This is a genomic window from Bombilactobacillus bombi, assembly GCF_013607485.1.
GTDB classification, from domain to species: Bacteria; Bacillota; Bacilli; order Lactobacillales; family Lactobacillaceae; genus Bombilactobacillus; species Bombilactobacillus bombi_A.
Window position 1 is genome coordinate 1 of the sequence record NZ_SCHP01000022.1, and the last position, 20544, is coordinate 20544.

Sequence of the window (20544 nt, forward strand, 5' to 3'; positions counted from 1 at the left end):
CAATGAAGGTATTTTGCCGGTTTTGCAGCCGTGATTGCAGAGTTTTAATAAATTCTTGGTTTGTAGTGTTAATAAATGGTAAATTTAAAATTGTAATTGTTTTACTCAAATTTATCTTGTTCTCCTTATTTGATATACTAAGTGTACGATAAACAACAGTTTTAGACAATTGAATGCGAGGAATATTTATGAAGATTTTACAGGTAAATGCTGGTAATGAATCTGGCGGAGGGCGTACAATATTAATAAATTTATTGCAGGCACTTTTGAATAAGAAGATTGATACCCAGTTGTTAGTTTTTGAAAAGGGTCCAGTTTCTGATTGGGCACAAAAAGCTCATATTCCCACTACCATCATGAATCAGGAAGGACGATTTGATTTAAGAATTGTAGGACGTCTACGCAAATTTATCAACGATAATAATATTGACGTGGTGAACACTCATGGGCCTCGGGCTAATTTTATTATGAGTTTGATCCATAACGATATTGCTGCTAAATGGGTGGCAACGGTTCATAGTGATCCAAATATTGATTTTGCAGATAATTTGAAGGGTAATATATTAACCAAATTAAATATTCAATCTCTAAAAAAAGCTGAACGCCTGATTTTGATTACACCAAGGTTTGAGCCAGTATTAACCAAGCTTGGAATTACTGCTGAGAAAATGGTGCCGATTTTTAATGCCATGGATTTTGCCCCACAAGTGCCACAGACCCTGCGTCATGAGCCTTTTTCATTAGCTAATGTAGCTCGGTTGACGCCTGTTAAAAATCAGGAACTATTATTAAAAACTTTGGCGCAGGTGGACTTTAATTTTCGTTTACAGATTGTGGGGGATGGTAATTTAAAGATAAAACTACAAAAATTAGTAAGAGATTTACAGCTAGAATCACAGGTGGATTTTGTGGGTTTTCAAGATGACACTGCTCCTTATTATCAACAGGCGGATTTATTTGTTTTAACTTCTAATTCTGAAGGTTTTCCGCTGGTTCTTTTGGAAGCGGCTAATCAAGGAATCCCTGCTGTGACGACTGATGTTGGATCTTGTGGTCAAATTGTCCAAGATGATACTGGCTGGGTTATTCCTCCTAAAAGTGTTGTTCAACTTAAACTGGCTTTGGAAGCGGCTTATCAAAAATGGCAACAAGATCAATTGCGGCCATTGGGACAAAAATTTTATCAATATTGTTCGCAGCATTTTTCTAGTGAAAATCTGGCAGAGGCTTTATTGGATATTTATCAGGATTTATAACGATTAGAAAGGAAAGATCATGAAAAATAATCATTTAGATGATAGCTTGGCTTTACACACTGATTATTACATTTTAAATATGATGTATACTTATTGGAAAAAGGGAATTAATAAAAGACGGGCTGTTTTCGAATGTTATTTTCGCCAAAACCCCTTTAATAGTGGTTATGCTATTTTTGCGGGATTACAGCAGGCTATTGAATATTTACAAAACCTTCATTTTACTGAGACCGATATTGCTTATTTGCGGGAGTATGGAGAATTTGATGAGGAATTTTTGCAGTATTTAAAAAGCTTAACCTTTAGCTGTGATGTTAATTCCGTGGTAGAAGGGGATTTGATTTTTGCAAATGAGCCGATATTTCAGGTTGAAGGACCAATTGATCAATGTTCATTAGTAGAAACAGCTATTTTAAGCATTTTAAACTATCAAATCTTGATAGCAACCAAAGCATCACGGATTAAGTCTGCTGCTGGCAATGATACTTTATTAGAATTTGGCTCTAGACGAGCTCAAGAATTAGAAGCCGGAATTTGGGGCGCACGAGCGGCTTATATTGCTGGATTTGACGCAACCAGTAACGTCCGGGCAGGAAAAATTTTTGGCATTCCGGTAGCTGGTACTCATGCGCATGCTTTAGTTCAATATTATCAAAATGACTACCAAGCTTTTAAATCCTATGCGCAAACGCATCATGATTGCACCTTTTTAGTGGATACTTATGATACTTTAAAAAGTGGTGTACCGAGCGCCATTCGAGTTGCCAAAGAAATGGGTACAAAAATTAATTTTCGCGGTGTACGTATTGATTCAGGCGATATGGCTTATATTTCTAAGCGTGTGCGGGAAAAATTAGATGCTGCCGGTTATCCTGATACCAAAATTGTTGCCTCTAATGATTTAGATGAAAATAAAATTCAAAATTTAAAGATGCAAGGTGCCAAAATCGATACTTGGGGTGTGGGAACAAGATTAATTACTGGTTATGATCAGCCAGCCTTAGGAGCTGTTTATAAGATGGTGGCTATTGAAGACAGCCATGGCAATATGCTGGATACATTGAAACTTTCCAGTAATGTCGAAAAAATCAGTACCCCCGGTCAAAAGCAAGTCTGGAGGATCACTAATTCGACTAAAGATGATAAATCAGAAGGAGATTATGTCACTTTAAAGGGTGAAGATCCAAACCAGCTTCAGGAGCTGCATATGTTTCACCCTCACTACACCTATATTAGTAAGACGATCACTAACTTTAAAGCCCGCCCAGTTTTACAACCAATTTTTGAAAATGGCCGCTTAATTTATAAGATGCCAACCTTACAGCAAACTCGCACTTATTGTCGTCAAAGTTTAGACTCACTTTGGGAAGAGTATAAGCGGGATTTGAACCCTCAAGATTATCCGGTTGATTTATCCAAACGTTTATATAATCATAAAATGAAATACATTGAATATGTCCATCAACAAGTAAAAGCTTTAGGAACCGCTGATTAATTAATAAGGAGAAGATCATGCGAACTTTACAAAAGCAAATAATTGCTTATGAAAAAGTACAGCCCCAGATTGATCCTGCTATTGAAGTAGAGCGTTCTCTGGAATTTTTACAAGAGTTCTTGTTAAAAAATCATTTACAAACTTTAGTTTTAGGAATTTCTGGCGGACAAGACTCGACCTTAGCAGGACGTTTATGTCAGCTGGCAGTGCAAAGACTGCGACAGCAAACTCATAATTCGGCTTATCAATTTATTGCAGTACGTTTGCCATATGGTGAACAGGCTGATGAAACTGATGCTCTTAAAGCGATCGACTGGATTGCACCCGATAAAGTTATGCGGGTTAATATTAAGCCAGCCGTCGATGCCACTGTAAGAAGCATTGAATCTTCAGATATGACAATTTCAGATTTTAATAAGGGTAATATTAAAGCCCGGCAAAGAATGATTGTTCAATATGCTTTAGCAGGTGACCTGCATGGTGCAGTTGTGGGCACGGATCATGCGGCAGAGAATATTACTGGCTTTTATACTAAATATGGTGATGGAGCTGCCGATTTAACGCCATTATTTCGCTTAGATAAAAGACAGGGTCGCCAACTGTTGCAATATTTAAAAGCACCCTTGGCATTAATAACGAAAACACCAACTGCCGACTTAGAAGATAACCGCCCCGGTCTCGCTGATGAGCAGGCCTTAGGCGTTAGTTACCAAGATATTGATGATTATTTAGAAGGTAAGGACATTGCTCCTCAGGCAGCAGAAAAAATTGAAGCATGGTATCAAAAAACTGCTCATAAAAGACGTTTGCCTTATACTGTTTTTGATGAAATTAGATAAAGGAGAATAAAGATGAACCGAGCCCAAAAACGTGCTGTTACTTATGCTCGTATACTAAATGAAGTAATGGAGAAGACTCAAGAAATTCAAGAAGATTTAAATCCTAAGTTTGAACAAATTAAAGCGGCTTTAGCTGCTGGCAATTTGACTGAAATGAAATCTTCAGAGTATTTAAAAATTCAAGGTGATTTTCAAAAGGGTACCGATGATTACGCCCGCTTAACGGAGAAGTTACAAGCTGTTCAAGCACCAGCCAGGATTATGGGAGTTCATTTATCATTAGTTGAGGCTTTTCAAGAATATGTCAAAGCGTGTCAAGACATGATCGATAGCATGAAAGATGACCGTACTGTAGATTTGGCAGCTTTTCAGGCTTCAGAACAGTCCCAAGATCAAATTTTAGATAAAATCAGCAAATATATTATCAGAATGAACCAAATTAGTTAAGTACTTATAAAATTGTACTTGCAAAAATCTTCTTTTAATATTACAATGTTTAAGTATTGATTGCGGGTATGGCGGAATTGGCAGACGCGCAAGACTAAGGATCTTGTGGAGAGTTAATCTCCGTGGAAGTTCGAGTCTTCTTACCCGCATTAAGCTTAAACATTAAAAATAGATTTAGGACATGTTATGGTCTTAAGTCTATTTTTTTACGGGTTTTATCACTCATCATGAGTGCACTATGGTCAACAATGATAATTGTTCAATTGCTATAAAATTTTTAAAAATAGTTTGCTATATTTTTAATGACGTGTTATTATGAACTTGTATTTTTGAATGGTCTTGGTTCGATGGTTCATGTGTAACTAGCTTCCAGCGCCACAAAGAAATGCAAAAAGTAGTTTTTAGGAGGATTGTTCACATGGAACATGGAACAGTAAAATGGTTTAACGCAGAAAAAGGTTATGGTTTTATTACTCGTGAAGATGGCAGCGATGTATTCGTACATTTCTCAGCTATCAACGGTGACGGTTATAAAACTCTTGAAGAAGGTCAAGCAGTTACTTTTGATATTGAAGAAAGCGACCGTGGACCTCAAGCTGTTAACGTGGACAAAGATTAATAGTCAATTATTAGCTTTTGACCAGCCGCAAGGCTGGTTTTTTTGTGTTTTGGACTCATTTCAATGGTATTATTAAGTTACTTTTATAGGTGAGGTCAAAATTGGTGAGAAAAAGATTAATTACTAAGCGTCAAAAAAAAAGACTAACAACGATAATTGCTAGTGTTGTCGCTCTGACAGCAGTAATCATAGCCTTTATGATGGTTAAGAATTTTATTCGCCAACTAACACCTGTCGCTCAGCCCCCTATTCAAGTGAAGACTATTGAAAAGCAGCATCAAGAATTTATTCAGGACTTGGCTCCGGCTGCAGTTAAGTACAGTCAAGTTTACGGCGGGTTACCAAGCATTACTATTGCGCAAGCTATTTTAGAAAGTGACTGGGGTCAAAGCCAACTAGCTAGTAAGTATCATAACTTATTTGGTGTTAAAAGCGATGATCCACAAAATTCTCAAGTCTTAAAAACTCAAGAATATGAAAATGGCAGCTGGACAACAATTTCGGCCAGCTTTCGAGTATATCCTAATTTTGAAGAATCAATTCGTGATCATGCTGCTTTACTAGCCAATGGCACCACTTGGAATAAGCAGCAATACCAGCATGTTTTGGCCTCGACTAATTATTTAGATGCAGCCAATAATTTGCAGCGTGATGGGTATGCCACTGATCCTGATTATACCCAAAAGATTATTAAAATAATTCAAAAATACCATTTGGATCGTTATGATACCCGATGAAATTTCTTTACAGTTTTTATGTTCCTGTTAAAATTAAGATTAAAGTCAAATATTTTGAAGGAGAATAATCGTGAAAGAATTAGAAGCTCGTATCAAAAAAGATGGTCGCGTTTTAGGAGCTGACGTTTTAAAAGTCGATAGTTTTTTAAATCATCAAGTTGATCCAGTTTTAATGCAAAAAATGGGCCAAGAATTTTATGAATATTTTAAAACTAAACCCATTACCAAAATTTTAACCGTGGAATCTTCTGGTATTGCGCCTGCTGTGATGACCGGTTTAGCATTTCAAAAACCGGTGGTATTTGCCCGTAAGCATAAATCTATTACTATGAATAACGATATGTATGTGGCTGATGTGTATTCTTTTACCAAAAAAACGGCTAACAAAATCAGCATTTCCAAGAATTTTTTGAATAGTCAAGATCATGTTTTAATTATTGATGATTTTTTGGCTAATGGCCAAGCTGTTTCTGGTTTAACTGATATTATCCAGCAGTCACAAGCTACTTTGGAAGGTATTGGCATTGTCATTGAAAAAACCTTCCAAAAGGGACGTCAACTAATTGATCAACAGAATATTCCAATCTTATCGTTGGCGAGGATTAAGGCCTTTAAAGACGGTCAAGTTGTGTTTGAAGAAGAATAGGGGAAAAGTAATGAATGTTTTGGGTCCAGCAAGTACAATTGGCATTATTGGCGGCGGCCAATCAGCCTTTAACTTAACGCAGCAGGCACTAAAAATGGGTTTTAAGGTAATGATTTTAGCAGATCATAGTGCACTAGCAAACCATGAAGATGTGCAGCTGCTAGCTGGCTCTTTGCAAAATCCGGCTGATTTACAGCGATTATTCTCTCAGTCAGATTTAGTTGTGTATGACAATGAAGACATTCATTTAGATGAATTAACACAAATTGCGGGCTCGCAAAAATTAGTTCAGGGAACTGAGATTTTGGATTTAGTTCAGGACCGTTATTTAGAAAAAAGTTTTCTGAACGATCATAACTTAAATATTGTTCCTTTTGCTGCAGTTGTCGATAATGCTGATTTACAGCAGACTGTCCAAGAAATTGGTTTTCCTTGTATCTTAAAACCAATTCAAAAAGATGTCGGTATTATTGACGGTGTAATTTTTCAAAATCAAGCAGAAGTGGATCGCTATCAGGTTCCACAAGGCTCTTTCATTCTGGAATCTTTACTAGATATCAAGCATGAATATGTAATTTTAGTCAGTAAAGATTGGCAGCAGCAAATTATGACCTATCCAATTATTCAGCTAACGTCACAAGATCGCTGGCTGCATACAGCATTGGTAGCCGATACTTCCGATTCAATTTTACAAACGGAAATTAATGAAATTGCACATACTATTGCCCAGAGTATTGAATTTCAGGGCTTAATGGCTATTAAGCTTTGTACGACTGCAGCTGATACACTTTATGTGGAACGAATATATTGTGGAACGGTCTTTGCTGCGTCAATTTACCAAGCACTCACGCCATATTCCCAAGAAGAATTATTTTTACGATCAGTTTGTAATTGGCCCTTACCACACTTGCAGCCTTTAAGTGCAGGCTGTAATTTAGTAGTAACTAGAGATAATTTAGCTTTAGTTGTGGCTGAATTACAAAAACATCCCCAATGGCAGCTGAATTTAATTCCTGAGCGCTTAGAGCATGATGCTTTAAATCCTTACTTAGGAGTAGTTACTATTTTGGGCAGCGATTATCAAAAATTACAGCACTATATTAATGCAACCAAGATTTGGAAGGTGTAGAAATGGTCATTAAACGTTACCAAAAAGAGCCAATGGCACATATTTGGAGCGATCAAAATAAATATCAAGCCTGGTTAGATGTAGAAATAGCTGTTGATCAGGCGTGGAATCAACTGGGAGTGATTCCAGATGCTGATTTTCAAAAAATTAAAGACCATGCTAGTTTTCAAGTTGAAGATATTTTAGCGATGGAAAAAATCACGAAACATGATGTGGTGGCTTTCACGCGGACAGTTTCACAAAGTTTAGGACCAGAAAAAAAGTGGATTCATTATGGTGTCACATCAACAGATATTGTGGATACTGCTTATGGCTATTTACTAAAGCAAGCCAATGTTATTTTGCGCCAAGATTTACAAGCTTTAGCTGATACTGTGGCTCAAAAGGCACGTCAATATAAAAATACTGTGATGATTGGACGTACTCATGGGGTACATGCTGAACCCACGACTTTTGGCCTCGTCTTAGCTAATTGGTATTCTGAAATTAAGCGCGATCAAGAACGTTTTGAACATGCAGCTCGGGGTGTGGAAGCAGGTAAAATTAGTGGAGCAGTTGGGACTTTTGCTAATATTTCACCCCAGGCAGAGGCAATCGTCTGTGAAATTTTGGGGATTCATCCCCAAGAAATTTCCACACAGGTTTTGCCGCGGGATTTACATGCAGAATATATTATGACATTAGCTTTAATCGCGGCTGCCATCGAACGCTTTGCACTAGAAATCCGCCACTTACAGCGAACAGAAGTCCGAGAAGTAGAGGAATTTTTTGCTCCAGGACAAAAAGGTTCTTCAGCAATGCCACATAAGCGTAACCCCATTGGCTCGGAAAATGTTACTGGCCTAGCGCGCGTAATTAAGGGACATGTCTTTACAGCCTTAGAAGATATTGAATTATGGCATGAACGTGACATCTCCCATAGTTCAGCTGAACGGATTATTTTACCAGATTCTACGGAAATTTTAGATTATATGTTGCAGCGTTTTACAAAAATTGTTCAAGAATTAACAGTTTTTCCAGAAAAAATGGCCGCTGATTTACAAGTGACACATGGGTTGATATACTCGCAACGCGTGATGTTAAAATTAATCCAAAAGGGATTAAGTCGAGAAGCTGCTTATGACATTGTGCAGCCGTTAACTGCACAAGTCTGGCAAAATCACGAAGACTTTCGGCAATTATTAGAAGCTGATCAACAAGTTACTCAGCGCCTGTCTACGCAAGATTTAGATGATGCCTTTGATTACCACTGGCATTTGCAGCATGTGAATGATATTTTTCAACGTGTCGGCTTAGAATAAAAATGACAATCATCAGCAGAACTTAACCAATTGGGTCAGTTCTGTTTTTTGCTAGATGAGGTAGGTGATTGCCCCTGTAATCTGATGGTGATTTTGCTATAATGATGATTGTGATATTTATCAGTTAAAATTATTTCAGTTAAGAAAAGGAAGATTAAATGGCAGAACTCGCAATTCTAAAGGGATTAAATGCTCAGCAACAAAGGGCCACTACTACCACTGAAGGTCCTTTGTTAATTTTAGCGGGCGCTGGTAGTGGCAAAACGCGAGTTTTAACGCACCGGATTGCTTATTTGATTGAGGAAAAGCAGGTAATGCCGTGGCATATCTTGGCTATTACCTTCACCAATAAGGCAGCCCGGGAAATGCAGACGCGTATTATCCGACTATTAGGCGAAAATGCTCATGGAACTTGGGTATCAACTTTTCATTCGATGTGTGCGCGCATTTTGCGTAAAGAAGCTGAAGCAATTGGTTATAATCGGGCCTTTAGTATTACTGGGGCTTCAGAACAATTAACTTTAGTGAAACAAATTTTAAAGCGGATGAATCTCGATCCTAAAAAGGATAACCCACGGGCCATTTTGGGCTTAATTAGCCAAGCTAAAAATGCATTACAGACGCCGAAAGACTACGCAAAAACAGCCCAGACTCCTTTTGAACAAACGACCGCAAAAGTGTATCAAGCTTATCAACAGTCTTTATTTGAAAGCCAAAGCATGGATTTTGATGACTTAATTATGAAGACTATTGAATTATTTGAAAAGAATGCTGCAATTTTACAGACTTATCAAGAAAAATTCCACTACATTCATGTTGATGAATACCAAGATACTAACGATGCCCAGTATCGTCTGGTGGCACTCTTAGCTGCAAAGTATCAAAATCTTTGTGTTGTTGGTGATGGTGATCAGAGTATCTATGGCTGGCGTGGAGCTAATATGGATAATATTATGAACTTTGAAAAAGATTATCCACGAGCTCAAACAATTCTATTGGAACAAAATTATCGTTCTACTAAAAACATTTTAGCTGCGGCTAATGCCGTGATTGGTCATAATAATTATCGTAAGCCCAAAAAGTTATGGACTGATAATGATGAGGGTGAAAAAATAACTTATTTTCGGGCTGATAACGAACGTTCGGAAGCACTCTTTGTGATTAATCAAATTCAAAAACGCTGTCAAAACGAACACTTAAAATATTCTGATTTTGCAATTTTATATCGGACTAATGCACAATCGCGTATCTTTGAAGATAGTTTATTAAAGGCAGATATTCCTTATCAAATTATCGGCGGACATAAATTCTATGATCGTAAAGAAATTCGAGATGTTTTAGCTTATTTGCAGTTAATCGCTAATCCACAGGATTCTTTAAGCTTTGTGAGGATCGTCAATGCGCCTAAACGCGGGATTGGCGTAACTTCTTTAGAAAAACTACAAGATTTTGCTGCTCAAAATCATCTCAGCTTATTACAAGCTGCCCGTCAAGCCCGTCAAGCGTCTTTAACAAGTCGTGCCCAGCGCCAATTTGAAGGGTTTGCAGCGATGATTGATTTATTAATTCGTCATCGTGGCGGTCAAACGATTACTGAATTAATGACAGCTACTTTAGAACAAAGCGGCTATCAGGCAGATTTAGAAAAGCAAAACACTTTAGAATCACAAACTCGCTTAGAAAATATCAAGGAGTTGCTGACTGTAACGCAACAATTCGATCAGTCATACGATGCGGAAGATGAAGAAGCTGATCCTTTAAATGATTTCTTAGCGGATTTAGCTCTAGTCAGCAGTGAAGATGCTAGTGAAGACAATCAAGAACAAGTAACGTTAATGACCTTACATGCAGCCAAGGGTTTGGAATTTCCGGTAGTCTTTTTAGTAGGGATGGAAGAGGGAATTTTTCCGCTTTCACGCGCATTAAATGACCCTGATGAGTTAGAAGAAGAACGGCGCTTAGCTTATGTGGGTATTACGCGCGCTCAAACCAAGCTATATCTCACTAATACCTTTAGCCGGATGCTCTATGGAAAATCACAGGCAAATCAGCCTTCCCGTTTTATTCAAGAAATTACGGTCAACTTATTAGATCAACCACAAACCACAAGGCCAGCTACAAGCACTAATCGGATCAATAATGATTATCCCTTTACCCCAAGGCGTTTTCAGCGGTCTTCACACGCACCGCATACATCAGGAGCGCAAGTCGTCGGCAAGACAGACGCGGGTAAAGTGGCTTGGCAAGTCGGTGATCAGATTGAACATAAAAAATGGGGTCCTGGCACTGTAGTTAAAGTCATGGGTCAAGGGGAGAATGCCGAATTAGATGTGGCGTTTGAGCAAGAAGGTATTAAACGGCTATTAGCAGAATTTGCTCCAATTAAAAAAGTTTAACTGGAGGTGAGAAAATGGATCGGCAAACTGCGAAAACGCAATTACAGCAGTTGCGCATAGAACTAAACAAGTATCGGCGGGCTTATTATACCCAAGATGCGCCTTTAGTTGAGGATTACATTTATGACCAAAAGTATCAGCAATTATTACATTTGGAACAGCAATTTCCTGATTTAATAACTCCTGATTCTCCTAGTCAACTGGTGGGTGATATACCGGCTTCTAATTTATCAAAAGTTACTCATGAAATTCCAATGCTATCTATGGGAGATGTCTTTTCATTTACTGAGCTAGAAGAATTCAATGAGCGAGTTAAAAATGCCGTCGGTCATCCGGTGGATTATAGTGTCGAATTAAAAATTGATGGTTTGGCTTTATCATTAGTCTATCAGCAAGGTCACTTGGTTCAAGGATCCACACGTGGGGATGGGACGATTGGTGAAGATGTTACTAATAATGTTTTAACAATTCAGAATATTCCCCAAACCTTATCACAGCCACTGGACATAGAGGTGCGCGGGGAGTGTTTCATGCCTAAAACAGCTTTTGCTAAGTTAAACCAGCAACGCGAACAAGAAGGAGCAAGCGTCTTTGCCAATCCTCGCAATGCTGCCGCAGGCAGTTTACGCCAGCTTGATGCAAAAATTACAGCCCATCGTAAGCTAAGTACTTTTATTTATACAATGGTGAATCCGCAGGCAGTGTCAGTTCCAACACAAGACCAAGCTCTTTTACAAATGCAACAATTGGGATTTAATGTAAATTCTGAGCGACTGATCAGCCATGATTTGGCGGGTGTTAAAGAATACATTGCCAAATACCAACAATTACGTGATCAATTGCCTTATGGGATTGATGGGATAGTCTTAAAAGTAAATGACTTTACTTTGCAGGAACGCTTAGGCAATACTGTTAAAGTTCCCCGCTGGGAGATTGCCTATAAGTTTCCACCCGAAGAGGCCCAAACCACCATCCGCCAAATTGAATGGACCGTTGGCCGTACTGGAGTTGTGACCCCGACAGCGGTAATGGATCCTGTACAATTAGCTGGTACGCGTGTTAATCGGGCAACTTTGCATAATATGGACATGATTCGCCAAAAAGATGTGCGCATAAATGACACTGTCTTGTTGCATAAAGCAGGTGATATTATTCCAGAAGTTTCCCAAGTTTTACAAGATAAGCGTCCGCAAAATACGCAGTCATATGAGGCGCCAACTAGTTGTCCGTCTTGTGGCTCTAAATTAGTTCATTTGGAAGATGAAGTGGCCTTACGGTGTATTAATCCGATGTGTCCGGCACAAGTCAAAGAAGGGCTGACTCATTATGCTTCGCGTAATGCAATGGATATTACCGGCTTGGGTCCTAAAATTGTAGAGCAGCTGTGGCAGCATCATTTAGTCCAAGATGTAGCTGATTTATATCGCTTAACCTATCAAGATTTAACAGAGATTGATGGTTTTGGTGATAAGTCCATTAATAATCTTTTAGAAGCGATTGCTGATTCGCGGCAAAATTCTCTTGAAAAACTGCTTTTTGGTTTAGGTATTCGGCATGTGGGAGCTAAGGCAGCTAAACTATTAGCACAAAAATTTCAAACAATGGAAAAATTAATGCAGGCATCAAGTACTGAAATATTGGCAATTGATACTTTGGGCGAAACGATTGCCAATAGCTTGCAAGTATACTTTGCTAACCCTAAAGTTCAACAATTAATCCAAGAATTAACGCAATTAAATGTTAATATGAAATTTAAGGGTTCTTCGATTGCAAAAACAACTAAAAGTATTTTTTCTCAACAAACAGTTGTGATTACAGGAACATTAGCCCATTATAAACGTCAGGAATTAAGTGAGCTCTTAGAAAGTCTAGGGGCGCACGTGACCAATTCGGTTTCCCAAAAAACTGATTTGTTGATTGCTGGAACTAAAGCCGGTAGTAAATTAGCGAAAGCTCGACAATTGGGTATAAAAATTATGGATGAAGCACAATTACAGCAGCAGCTTCAGGAAGAAGTGTAGGAGTTTCATAATGAAAAAGTTATCTAGATTAGGTATGATAATACTAGTATTATTGATGGTGGCAGGTTGTGGTAATTTAGGCAATTCTTCTTTGTCTAGTCGTTCTCAAAATGGCAAAAATGCTAAGGTTACTACGACTCCAGCGGCTAAATCTGGACAGTATAGTACACTCCTGCAAAATGGTCGTTATCGAGTAAGTACGATTAGTGGTTTGACTGCTGATAGTGATAGTAACAATAACCATAATGTCCAATCTTTTGAGGCGGGATTGCTAGCAGTTTCGCAAAAAGAGTTTTCACCGGATAAATATTATTTTCAAGAAGGACAGATGATATCATCCACCACGGCGCGCAAGTGGCTGGGGCGCAAATCTGCTAATAATCCTTTAGGCTTAAATCCTGAGGATAATGGCTCTAAAGATCCTGATAAGCGTAATCCAATCTACTTACAGCAACTACTAGAGGAAGATTTTTATACTCAAAGTGATAAGGACTATCATTTGTCGGCAATGACTATTGGACTCGCCATGAACGAAGTGGACTATTATACTAAGGAAATGTATGGAGCTACTTTTGAAACGAAAATTTCTGATGAACAAAGGCAGGCTATGGGTCAGGAAATGGCTAATAAAATTGTCCAGCGTTTACGCAGGAATAATAATTTAAAAAGTATTCCTATTGTGGTAGGCTTGTATCGGCAAAATATTAATGACTCCTTGGTTGGAGGGACTTTCTTTAGTTATGGAGTTAGTCATAAGGATAGCTTAAAAATTAATGATTGGAAGCCAATAAAAGAAAAAAATCAAATTTTGCCGGTAGTTAATAATGAAACGCCGATTAATAGCAATGATGCCGATGATTTTTCTAATTTTAAAAATCATATCGAAAATTATTTTCCTAATTTAAGTGGAGTCACTGCTCAAGTGCATTACCAAGATGGAGCGTTAAACGCAATGGTGATTACTGTGACAACTCAATTTTATGGAGTAGCGCAAATCAGAAGTTTTACTCAATTTGTTCAAGAATCGGCCAACCGCTATTTACCACAGCAACCAGCCATAGAAATTCGTATTCAAACTGTTCAAGATCCACAAGCCTTGATTACCAAGGATTATAATAGTAAGCAATTTACCAATCATGTTTTAGTTTCTTACTAAAATGTGTATACAGAAGGGATGATTAGATGATTGACAAGAAATTAGTCCAACATGTAGCCCAGTTAGCTAAGTTGGAATTTGATGAAGAGCAATTAAATAAGTTTACTAAGCAATTAGATGAGATTATTACCATGGAAGATCAATTAGCACAAGTAAAGACTACAGGCGTGGCACCTACGACACATATTGCCCGCCAAAAGACTTCCTTTAGAGCTGATGAAGTTGTACCGACAAATAGTCAAGAAGAATTGCTGCAAAATGTTCCAGAACAACAAAACGGTCTCATTAAAGTGCCCGCAATTTTGGATAACGGGGAGGAATAACAGTGGATTATTTTAATGAAACAATTGACTCAATTCATCAAAAATTGGTAGCTAAAGAAATGAGTCCTCAAGAATTGACACAAGCAACACTTACTAATATTCAGCGTTTAAATCCTCATTTAAATGCATTTATTACTGTCAATGACCAAGCACAAGCACCAAAAGAAATTGATACCGAAAATCCGCTGCAAGGAATTGCTTTAGCGATTAAGGACAATATCTTAACTAAAGGTATGAAAACTACAGCAGCTAGTCGCATGCTGGCTAATTTTTCACCAATTTATTCTGCAACTGTGACTGCTAAGGCTTTAAATGCCGGTATGATTAATATTGGTAAAACAAATATGGATGAATTTGCTATGGGTTCATCCACTGAGACTTCACATTTTGGCATTACCAAAAACCCATGGAATACTGCTAAGGTTCCCGGCGGTTCTTCTGGTGGTTCCGCAGCTGCTGTAGCTTCTGGTCAAGTTTTAGCAGCTTTAGGTACAGATACTGGTGGTTCTATTCGTCAGCCGGCTTCTTTTAATGGTATCTTTGGAATTAAGCCTACCTACGGTCGAGTTTCTCGGTGGGGAGTGATTGCTTTTAGTTCTAGTTTGGATCAAGTCGGTGTTTTATCACGACATGTAGCTGATTCTGCTCATGTTTTAAAAGCTATTAGTGGTTTTGATGCCCATGATAACACCAGTTCTGATTCACCGGTTCCGGATTATACGAAAATTACCCCACAAGTGAAAGGCTTAAAAGTAGCCGTTCCTGAAGAATTCATGGGAGCAGGTGTGCAAGCAGAAGTTAAAAAGCAAATCCAACTGGCTATCAAGGTCTTAGAACAAAATGGCGCGATTGTTGATACAGTAAGCTTACCACATGCACAATATGCTGTGCAGGTTTATTACATTATCGCCTCTAGTGAAGCATCATCAAACTTACAGCGTTATGATGGAATCCGTTATGGTTTTCGTGCAGAAGATGTTCATAATTTGGAAGATGTCTATGTCAAATCGCGTAGCGAAGGTTTTGGCGATGAAGTTAAGCGGCGCATTATGTTAGGAACGTTTGCTTTATCAGCTGGTTATTATGACGCTTACTTCAATAAAGCTGCTCAAGTGCGGACTTTGATTATTGATGACTTTAAAAAAGTCTTTGCAGACTATGATTTAGTAGTTGGACCAACTTCACCTACCACCGCTTTTGATATTGGCTCGCGGATTGATGATCCTTTGGTTATGTACATGAATGATATTTTGACTATTCCGGCTAACTTGGCGGGATTACCGGCAGCTTCAGTACCCGTTGGCTTTGCAGATGGAATGCCGGTTGGTTTACAGCTAATTGCGCAGCCGTTTGCTGAACAAACTATTTTTAATGCTGCTCAATTTTTAGAAAACGAAATTAATTTTTTGCAACAGCGTCCACAGATTGGAGGCCAAAACTAATGAATTTTGAAACAACAATTGGCTTGGAAGTTCACGTTGAATTAAAGACTAAAACTAAAATGTTCAGTCCCTCACCTGTATCTTACGGTGCAAAGCCCAATACTAATGCTAATGTTATTGATTTTGGTTTTCCGGGAACTTTGCCAACCGTTAATAAATATGCTTATAAATTAGGAATTATGACGGCTTTGGCTTTGAATGCCCAGGTTAATCAAGATACCCATTTTGATCGTAAAAATTATTTTTATCCTGATAACCCGAAGGCTTACCAAATTACGCAAAAAGAGCAACCTTTGGCCCATGATGGCTGGATTGAAATCAACGTTGACGGTAATAAGAAAAAAATTGGTATTGAAGAATTGCATATTGAAGAAGATGCTGGTAAGAATACACATGGCGAAGCTGGTTATTCCTATGTTGACTTAAATCGGCAAGGCACACCTTTAATTGAAATTGTTTCCAAACCAGATATTAAGTCACCAGATGAAGCTTATGCTTATTTGGAACGTTTACGGCAGATTATTCAATTTACTGGTGCTTCTGATGTTAAAATGGAAGAGGGTTCCATGCGGGTTGACACGAATATTTCCGTGCGGCCAATTGGCTCAGATAAGTTAGGTCAAAAAATCGAATTAAAGAACCTGAATTCATTTAAGCATGTTAAAAATGGTTTGGCCTTTGAAGAGAAACGCCAAGTGGGAATCTTAATGGCTGGTGGTACTATTCGGCCAGAAACGCGTCGTTATGATGAACCCACCGATTCTACAATTTTAATGCGGGTCAAAGAAGGTGCTGATGATTATCGTTATTTCCCTGAACCGGATTTACCTGATTATCACATTGATAGTGATTGGATTGACCAAATTCGCCAAGAAATACCGGAAATGCCTGATAAACGCCGTCAACGTTATATTCAAGATTTGAAGATTCCAGAATATGACGCAGGAGTTTTAACTGATACTAAAGAAATGTCCGACTTCTTTGACCAAACAGTGGCCTTAGGCGCTGATCCTAAGCAAGTTTCTAACTGGCTAATGGTTAATGTTAATGCCTACATGAATGAGAACAATTTAGATTTGAATCAAACTAAGTTAACGCCAGAGCATTTGGCAACCATGATTGGCTTAGTCAAAGATGGCACTATTTCTTCTAAAATTGCTAAAAAAGTCTTTGCTGAAACGATTGCCAATGGTAGTGAACCTAAAGCTTGGGTTGAATCTAAGGGCTTAGTCCAACAGTCGGATCCAGCAGTCTTGACACCAATTATTGATCAGATTTTAGATGATAATGAACAATCCATTGTTGACTTTAAAAATGGAAAAGATCGGGCTTTTGGTTTTCTAGTTGGTCAAATTATGAAGCAAACTCATGGGCAAGCTAATCCGAAGGTTGTTAATCAGATTCTTACTGCTGAAATTAAGAAACGCTAAGAGGAAACAAAATGAAAGCTCGTTTGATTTATAATCCGACTTCGGGAAATGAAAGTATTTTAAAAAGTGTGGCTGATATTTTAGATGTTTTGGAGCAAGCAGGTTATGAAGCTAGTGCTTTTCGAACCACTCCTAAACCTCAATCAGCAGAAAATGAAGCACGCCGGGCCGCTCAAGCGGGTTTTGATTTGATTGTTGCCGCGGGTGGTGATGGTACTTTAAATGAGGTAGTAAATGGTATTGCCCCCCTGGATAAACGCCCGCAAATGGCTATTATTCCAGGAGGTACGACTAATGATTATGCCCGAGCGCTCAAAATTCCCCGTAATGATCCGGTGGCAGCTGCAAGAATTATCTTGAAAAAACAGATTTTACCGATGGATATTGGTCAGGCTGGACAACACTATTTTATGAATATTGCTGGCGGTGGCTCTATGTCGGAATTGACTTATGAAGTGCCATCAGAATATAAGTCAATTTTGGGATATTTAGCCTATTTGGTGAAGGGTGCTGAAATGTTGCCCCGAATTAAGCCTATGAATATGCATTTAGAGTATGACGATGGTGTCTATGACGGTGATGTTACGTTATTCTTATCTGGTTTAACTAATTCCGTAGGCGGTTTTGAGCAAATTGCTCCTGATTCGGAATTAGGTGATGGAAAATTGTCTTTAGTAATTGTAAAGGGTACTAATATCGCTGAGATGTTGATTTTAATTGCCAAAGCTTTAAATGGTGGCAAGCATATCAATGACCCCAAGATAATTTATACTAAAACGCGCAAATTATTTGTCAGGCCAAATGATGACCAAAAGATTATGATTAATCTTGATGGTGAGTATGGTGGCGATGCCCCCATCGAATTGACCGTCTTGCAGCGACATATTGATATGTTTGCTGATTTAGACGCGATTCCTGATGAATCCATCAATACAGAAACACCTGCGGAAAAACAAGCAGAAAAACATTTTGTTAATAGTGTTAATTCACTAAAAGAGCAAGAATAAAATTTTAATTGAAATGTATATCAGGGGCTGAGACAATTACCTTTTGTCCCAGTCTTCTTTTTTAAGGAGAACTATGAAAACTATTAATTTAACTAAGAATCAAGAAATAACTTTAGATATTATTGATTTGTCCTATGAGGGTCTAGGCGTAGCCAAAGTTGAGGGCTATTCGCTATTTGTAGAAAATGCACTTCCGGGTGAACAAGTTCGAGCAGTAGTTACTAAAGTTGGGCGAAAATTTGGTTTTGCCAAAACTTTGGAAATTATAAAGAAATCCCCCGACCGCATAGAACAATATGATAAGAAATATGTCCAAACTGGGATTGCTCCTTTAATCCATTTAGCCTACAACAAACAATTAGAATTTAAGCAAGAACAGCTAGTGAATGACTTTCAAAAAATGGATTTAGATATTTCAGTGAAGCCTACAGTAGGGGCAGAAAAACCCTTAGCTTACCGGAATAAGGCTCAAATTCCTGTTCGGACGATTGCTGGCCAGCCTACAACAGGATTCTTTCGGCAGCGTTCGCATGATCTAGTGGCCTTAGATGACTATCTAATTCAAGACCCGGCAATTGACGCAGAAGTAAATCAGATTCGTGATTTACTGCGTCAATACGAAATCAAGGGTTACGATGAAACAACGAATCACGGAGATGTGCGCAATATTGTCATTCGCCGGGCCTATTTTACGGGAGAAATGATGGTTGTGTTAGTAGTTACGTCCAAAAAAATTAAACACCTAAATCAGTTATTAAATGCTATTGCCGCCAATTCGGATGTTACTTCTTTATACGTAAATGTGAATGCTAAAAAAACTAATGTGATTTTAGGTTCTCGTTTTGAACTCGTAGCTGGACAAGCTTATATTACCGATGAGATTTTAGGCAAAAAATTCCGGATTTCACCCCAATCCTTCTATCAAATTAATCCCCGTCAAACCCAAAAATTGTATCAATTAGCTATTGAAGCTGCTGATTTACGTGGTCAAGAAACAGTTGTGGATGCTTATTGTGGAATTGGAACAATTGGTTTAAGTTTAGCTGATCAAGCAAAAGTGGTCACTGGAATTGAAAGTGTTGCTAGTGCGGTCAAAGACGCGCAAGCTAATGCTGCTATTAACGGTATTCATAATGCTAAATTTATTAAAGGAAAAACTGAAGCTGTCTTAAATAAATGGGCTCAGGAACATAAACAAATTGATGTTTTAATTGTGGATCCACCACGCAAGGGACTGGACTCCAGTTTAATTGAGAGTATCTTTGCTTTGCGGCCACAAAGAATTGTTTATATTAGCTGTAATCCGGCTACTTTAGCCCGCGATGTTCAATTGTTGCAGGCACATTATCAAGCTAAAGAGTCTATACCGGTGGATATGTTCCCGATGACTAAGCATGTGGAAAGTGTTACGAAGTTGGAAAGAAAATAATGTTTGTAAATATGCCCACTGTTTTACAGTGGGTTATTTATATATATCATAGATAAAAAGAACTTGCCATTATTTGAAAATGACAAGCTTCATAATTTTTTATGGATAATTGAATAAATATTTTTAGTAGATGTTTATCGTGATCACGGAATTTTTCAATATATTTGACTTCAGTAATTTTTAGCTGATAAGTATCTATCCAAGATTATTTCTTGAGGGCAGTTGTTTGACAAAGGTTGATTTGTTTTCAAATTTATTAGTGATATCAAAGAAAATAGTTGCTGATATGTTTTGCGTAAAATATACACTGTTATTCTTTTGTATTTATTATTTTTAATAAAGCAAAGATAGACCGTTGCAATATTTTTAATCATTTTGTTTTGACCAATAACGCAATCTTTTTTGGAGTATTTAAGTCGGTAGTTGGCTAATCAGTAGTTAATTTTGAATTTCCAGTTCATCTATTTCTCGCTAGGTTAGGCTAGTAGAAATGGTAGTTTTAGTTGATTAAGAACAACATTTCCTTCATTGGCTTGGATTTAGATACTTTTTTGTTCCATTTATTATAATTTTACCTACTTTGGTACTCACAGTGTACTAGTTGTTAGTGGGTAGTTAAACTGTTTAAAGGCATTTTTATGTAGTATTTATTAGTTTTCAGAATAACACATAGATCTTACTGGTTATACTTAATTCTAATGATAATAAGGCAATTCAATAACTAATAATTTAAAAAGCAAAATATTGCAGTGATAACGAATCTTTATAGGTACAAATTGCTGATATAAGTGTAAAATAAGCTGAAGCCGCTTTAGTAATTGGCAATTGTTGAATAAATTAATATTATGACTTAGGGTTCATTTCTTGAATT

The 20544-nt window shown here is 37.8% G+C and carries 17 protein-coding genes and 1 tRNA gene; all 18 read left to right on the forward strand.

All coding sequences use genetic code 11. The features are described 5' to 3' along the window. The first annotated feature begins 188 nt into the window (after nt 1–188). The 18 genes from EQ827_RS05525 to rlmD all read left to right on the forward strand — a co-directional run bounded on the left by EQ827_RS05525 (nt 189) and on the right by rlmD (nt 19673). The gene (locus EQ827_RS05525; protein WP_181189994.1) at nt 189–1256 is read left to right on the forward strand and encodes a glycosyltransferase; all 1068 of its coding nucleotides are present in this window, start codon (nt 189–191) and stop codon (nt 1254–1256) included. Nucleotides 1257–1275: 19 nt separating this feature from the next. Further along, a complete protein-coding gene (locus EQ827_RS05530) occupies nt 1276–2751 on the forward strand; it encodes a nicotinate phosphoribosyltransferase (protein ID WP_181189995.1) in 1476 nt (491 codons plus the stop codon). A 17-nt stretch (nt 2752–2768) separates the two neighbouring features. Next, nucleotides 2769–3590, forward strand: coding sequence for an ammonia-dependent NAD(+) synthetase (gene nadE / locus EQ827_RS05535; RefSeq protein WP_181189996.1), 822 nt, complete (start codon nt 2769–2771; stop codon nt 3588–3590). A 12-nt stretch (nt 3591–3602) separates the two neighbouring features. After that, nucleotides 3603–4037 carry a hypothetical protein gene (locus EQ827_RS05540; RefSeq protein ID WP_181189997.1) on the forward strand — a complete coding sequence of 145 codons (435 nt, stop codon included), beginning with the start codon at nt 3603–3605 and terminating at the stop codon, nt 4035–4037. Nucleotides 4038–4099: 62 nt separating this feature from the next. Then, nucleotides 4100–4186: transfer RNA gene (locus tag EQ827_RS05545), tRNA-Leu, on the forward strand. A gap of 269 nt (nt 4187–4455) precedes the next feature. Continuing rightward, the gene (locus EQ827_RS05550; RefSeq protein ID WP_181189998.1) at nt 4456–4656 is read left to right on the forward strand and encodes a cold-shock protein; all 201 of its coding nucleotides are present in this window, start codon (nt 4456–4458) and stop codon (nt 4654–4656) included. Between the two features lie 104 nt (nt 4657–4760). After that, nucleotides 4761–5393: a glycoside hydrolase family 73 protein gene (locus tag EQ827_RS05555; protein ID WP_309109342.1), complete on the forward strand. Its 633-nt coding sequence runs from the start codon at nt 4761–4763 to the stop codon at nt 5391–5393. A 70-nt stretch (nt 5394–5463) separates the two neighbouring features. After that, entirely contained in the window at nt 5464–6039 is a 576-nt protein-coding gene (locus tag EQ827_RS05560) for a xanthine phosphoribosyltransferase (protein WP_181189999.1), read from the forward strand. 10 nt (nt 6040–6049) lie between these two features. After that, nucleotides 6050–7168, forward strand: coding sequence for an ATP-grasp domain-containing protein (locus EQ827_RS05565; RefSeq protein ID WP_181190000.1), 1119 nt, complete (start codon nt 6050–6052; stop codon nt 7166–7168). 2 nt (nt 7169–7170) lie between these two features. Next, entirely contained in the window at nt 7171–8469 is a 1299-nt protein-coding gene (gene purB / locus EQ827_RS05570; RefSeq protein ID WP_181190001.1) for an adenylosuccinate lyase, read from the forward strand. 158 nt (nt 8470–8627) lie between these two features. Further along, on the forward strand, nt 8628–10865 hold the full coding sequence (pcrA, locus tag EQ827_RS05575) for a DNA helicase PcrA (RefSeq protein WP_181190002.1): 2238 nt from the start codon (nt 8628–8630) through the stop codon (nt 10863–10865). Between the two features lie 14 nt (nt 10866–10879). Next, nucleotides 10880–12886, forward strand: a complete 2007-nt coding sequence (ligA, locus tag EQ827_RS05580; protein WP_181190003.1) for an NAD-dependent DNA ligase LigA — start codon at nt 10880–10882, stop codon at nt 12884–12886. Between the two features lie 10 nt (nt 12887–12896). Then, nucleotides 12897–14042: a CamS family sex pheromone protein gene (locus EQ827_RS05585; RefSeq protein WP_181190004.1), complete on the forward strand. Its 1146-nt coding sequence runs from the start codon at nt 12897–12899 to the stop codon at nt 14040–14042. A gap of 26 nt (nt 14043–14068) precedes the next feature. After that, on the forward strand, nt 14069–14365 hold the full coding sequence (gatC, locus tag EQ827_RS05590) for an Asp-tRNA(Asn)/Glu-tRNA(Gln) amidotransferase subunit GatC (protein ID WP_181190005.1): 297 nt from the start codon (nt 14069–14071) through the stop codon (nt 14363–14365). A gap of 2 nt (nt 14366–14367) precedes the next feature. Beyond that, nucleotides 14368–15807: an Asp-tRNA(Asn)/Glu-tRNA(Gln) amidotransferase subunit GatA gene (gene gatA, locus EQ827_RS05595; protein WP_181190006.1), complete on the forward strand. Its 1440-nt coding sequence runs from the start codon at nt 14368–14370 to the stop codon at nt 15805–15807. After that, the gene (gene gatB, locus EQ827_RS05600) at nt 15807–17237 is read left to right on the forward strand and encodes an Asp-tRNA(Asn)/Glu-tRNA(Gln) amidotransferase subunit GatB (protein WP_181190007.1); all 1431 of its coding nucleotides are present in this window, start codon (nt 15807–15809) and stop codon (nt 17235–17237) included. The genes gatA and gatB overlap by 1 nt, the downstream gene beginning before the upstream one ends. A gap of 11 nt (nt 17238–17248) precedes the next feature. After that, nucleotides 17249–18244, forward strand: a complete 996-nt coding sequence (locus EQ827_RS05605) for a diacylglycerol kinase (RefSeq protein WP_181190008.1) — start codon at nt 17249–17251, stop codon at nt 18242–18244. Between the two features lie 73 nt (nt 18245–18317). Next, a complete protein-coding gene (gene rlmD, locus EQ827_RS05610; protein ID WP_181190009.1) occupies nt 18318–19673 on the forward strand; it encodes a 23S rRNA (uracil(1939)-C(5))-methyltransferase RlmD in 1356 nt (451 codons plus the stop codon). Nucleotides 19674–20544: the final 871 nt, after the last annotated feature.

Excerpts from the sequence above, each read along its gene's own strand:
- EQ827_RS05525 (WP_181189994.1), top strand. The coding sequence starts at position 189 with ATGAAGATTTTACAGGTAAATGCTGGTAATGAATCTGGCGGAGGGCGT.
- EQ827_RS05530 (WP_181189995.1), top strand. The coding sequence starts at position 1,276 with ATGAAAAATAATCATTTAGATGATAGCTTGGCTTTACACACTGATTAT.
- nadE (WP_181189996.1), top strand. The coding sequence starts at position 2,769 with ATGCGAACTTTACAAAAGCAAATAATTGCTTATGAAAAAGTACAGCCC.
- EQ827_RS05540 (WP_181189997.1), top strand. The coding sequence starts at position 3,603 with ATGAACCGAGCCCAAAAACGTGCTGTTACTTATGCTCGTATACTAAAT.
- EQ827_RS05550 (WP_181189998.1), top strand. The coding sequence starts at position 4,456 with ATGGAACATGGAACAGTAAAATGGTTTAACGCAGAAAAAGGTTATGGT.
- EQ827_RS05565 (WP_181190000.1), top strand. The coding sequence starts at position 6,050 with ATGAATGTTTTGGGTCCAGCAAGTACAATTGGCATTATTGGCGGCGGC.
- purB (WP_181190001.1), top strand. The coding sequence starts at position 7,171 with ATGGTCATTAAACGTTACCAAAAAGAGCCAATGGCACATATTTGGAGC.
- pcrA (WP_181190002.1), top strand. The coding sequence starts at position 8,628 with ATGGCAGAACTCGCAATTCTAAAGGGATTAAATGCTCAGCAACAAAGG.
- ligA (WP_181190003.1), top strand. The coding sequence starts at position 10,880 with ATGGATCGGCAAACTGCGAAAACGCAATTACAGCAGTTGCGCATAGAA.
- EQ827_RS05585 (WP_181190004.1), top strand. The coding sequence starts at position 12,897 with ATGAAAAAGTTATCTAGATTAGGTATGATAATACTAGTATTATTGATG.
- gatC (WP_181190005.1), top strand. The coding sequence starts at position 14,069 with ATGATTGACAAGAAATTAGTCCAACATGTAGCCCAGTTAGCTAAGTTG.
- gatB (WP_181190007.1), top strand. The coding sequence starts at position 15,807 with ATGAATTTTGAAACAACAATTGGCTTGGAAGTTCACGTTGAATTAAAG.
- EQ827_RS05605 (WP_181190008.1), top strand. The coding sequence starts at position 17,249 with ATGAAAGCTCGTTTGATTTATAATCCGACTTCGGGAAATGAAAGTATT.
- rlmD (WP_181190009.1), top strand. The coding sequence starts at position 18,318 with ATGAAAACTATTAATTTAACTAAGAATCAAGAAATAACTTTAGATATT.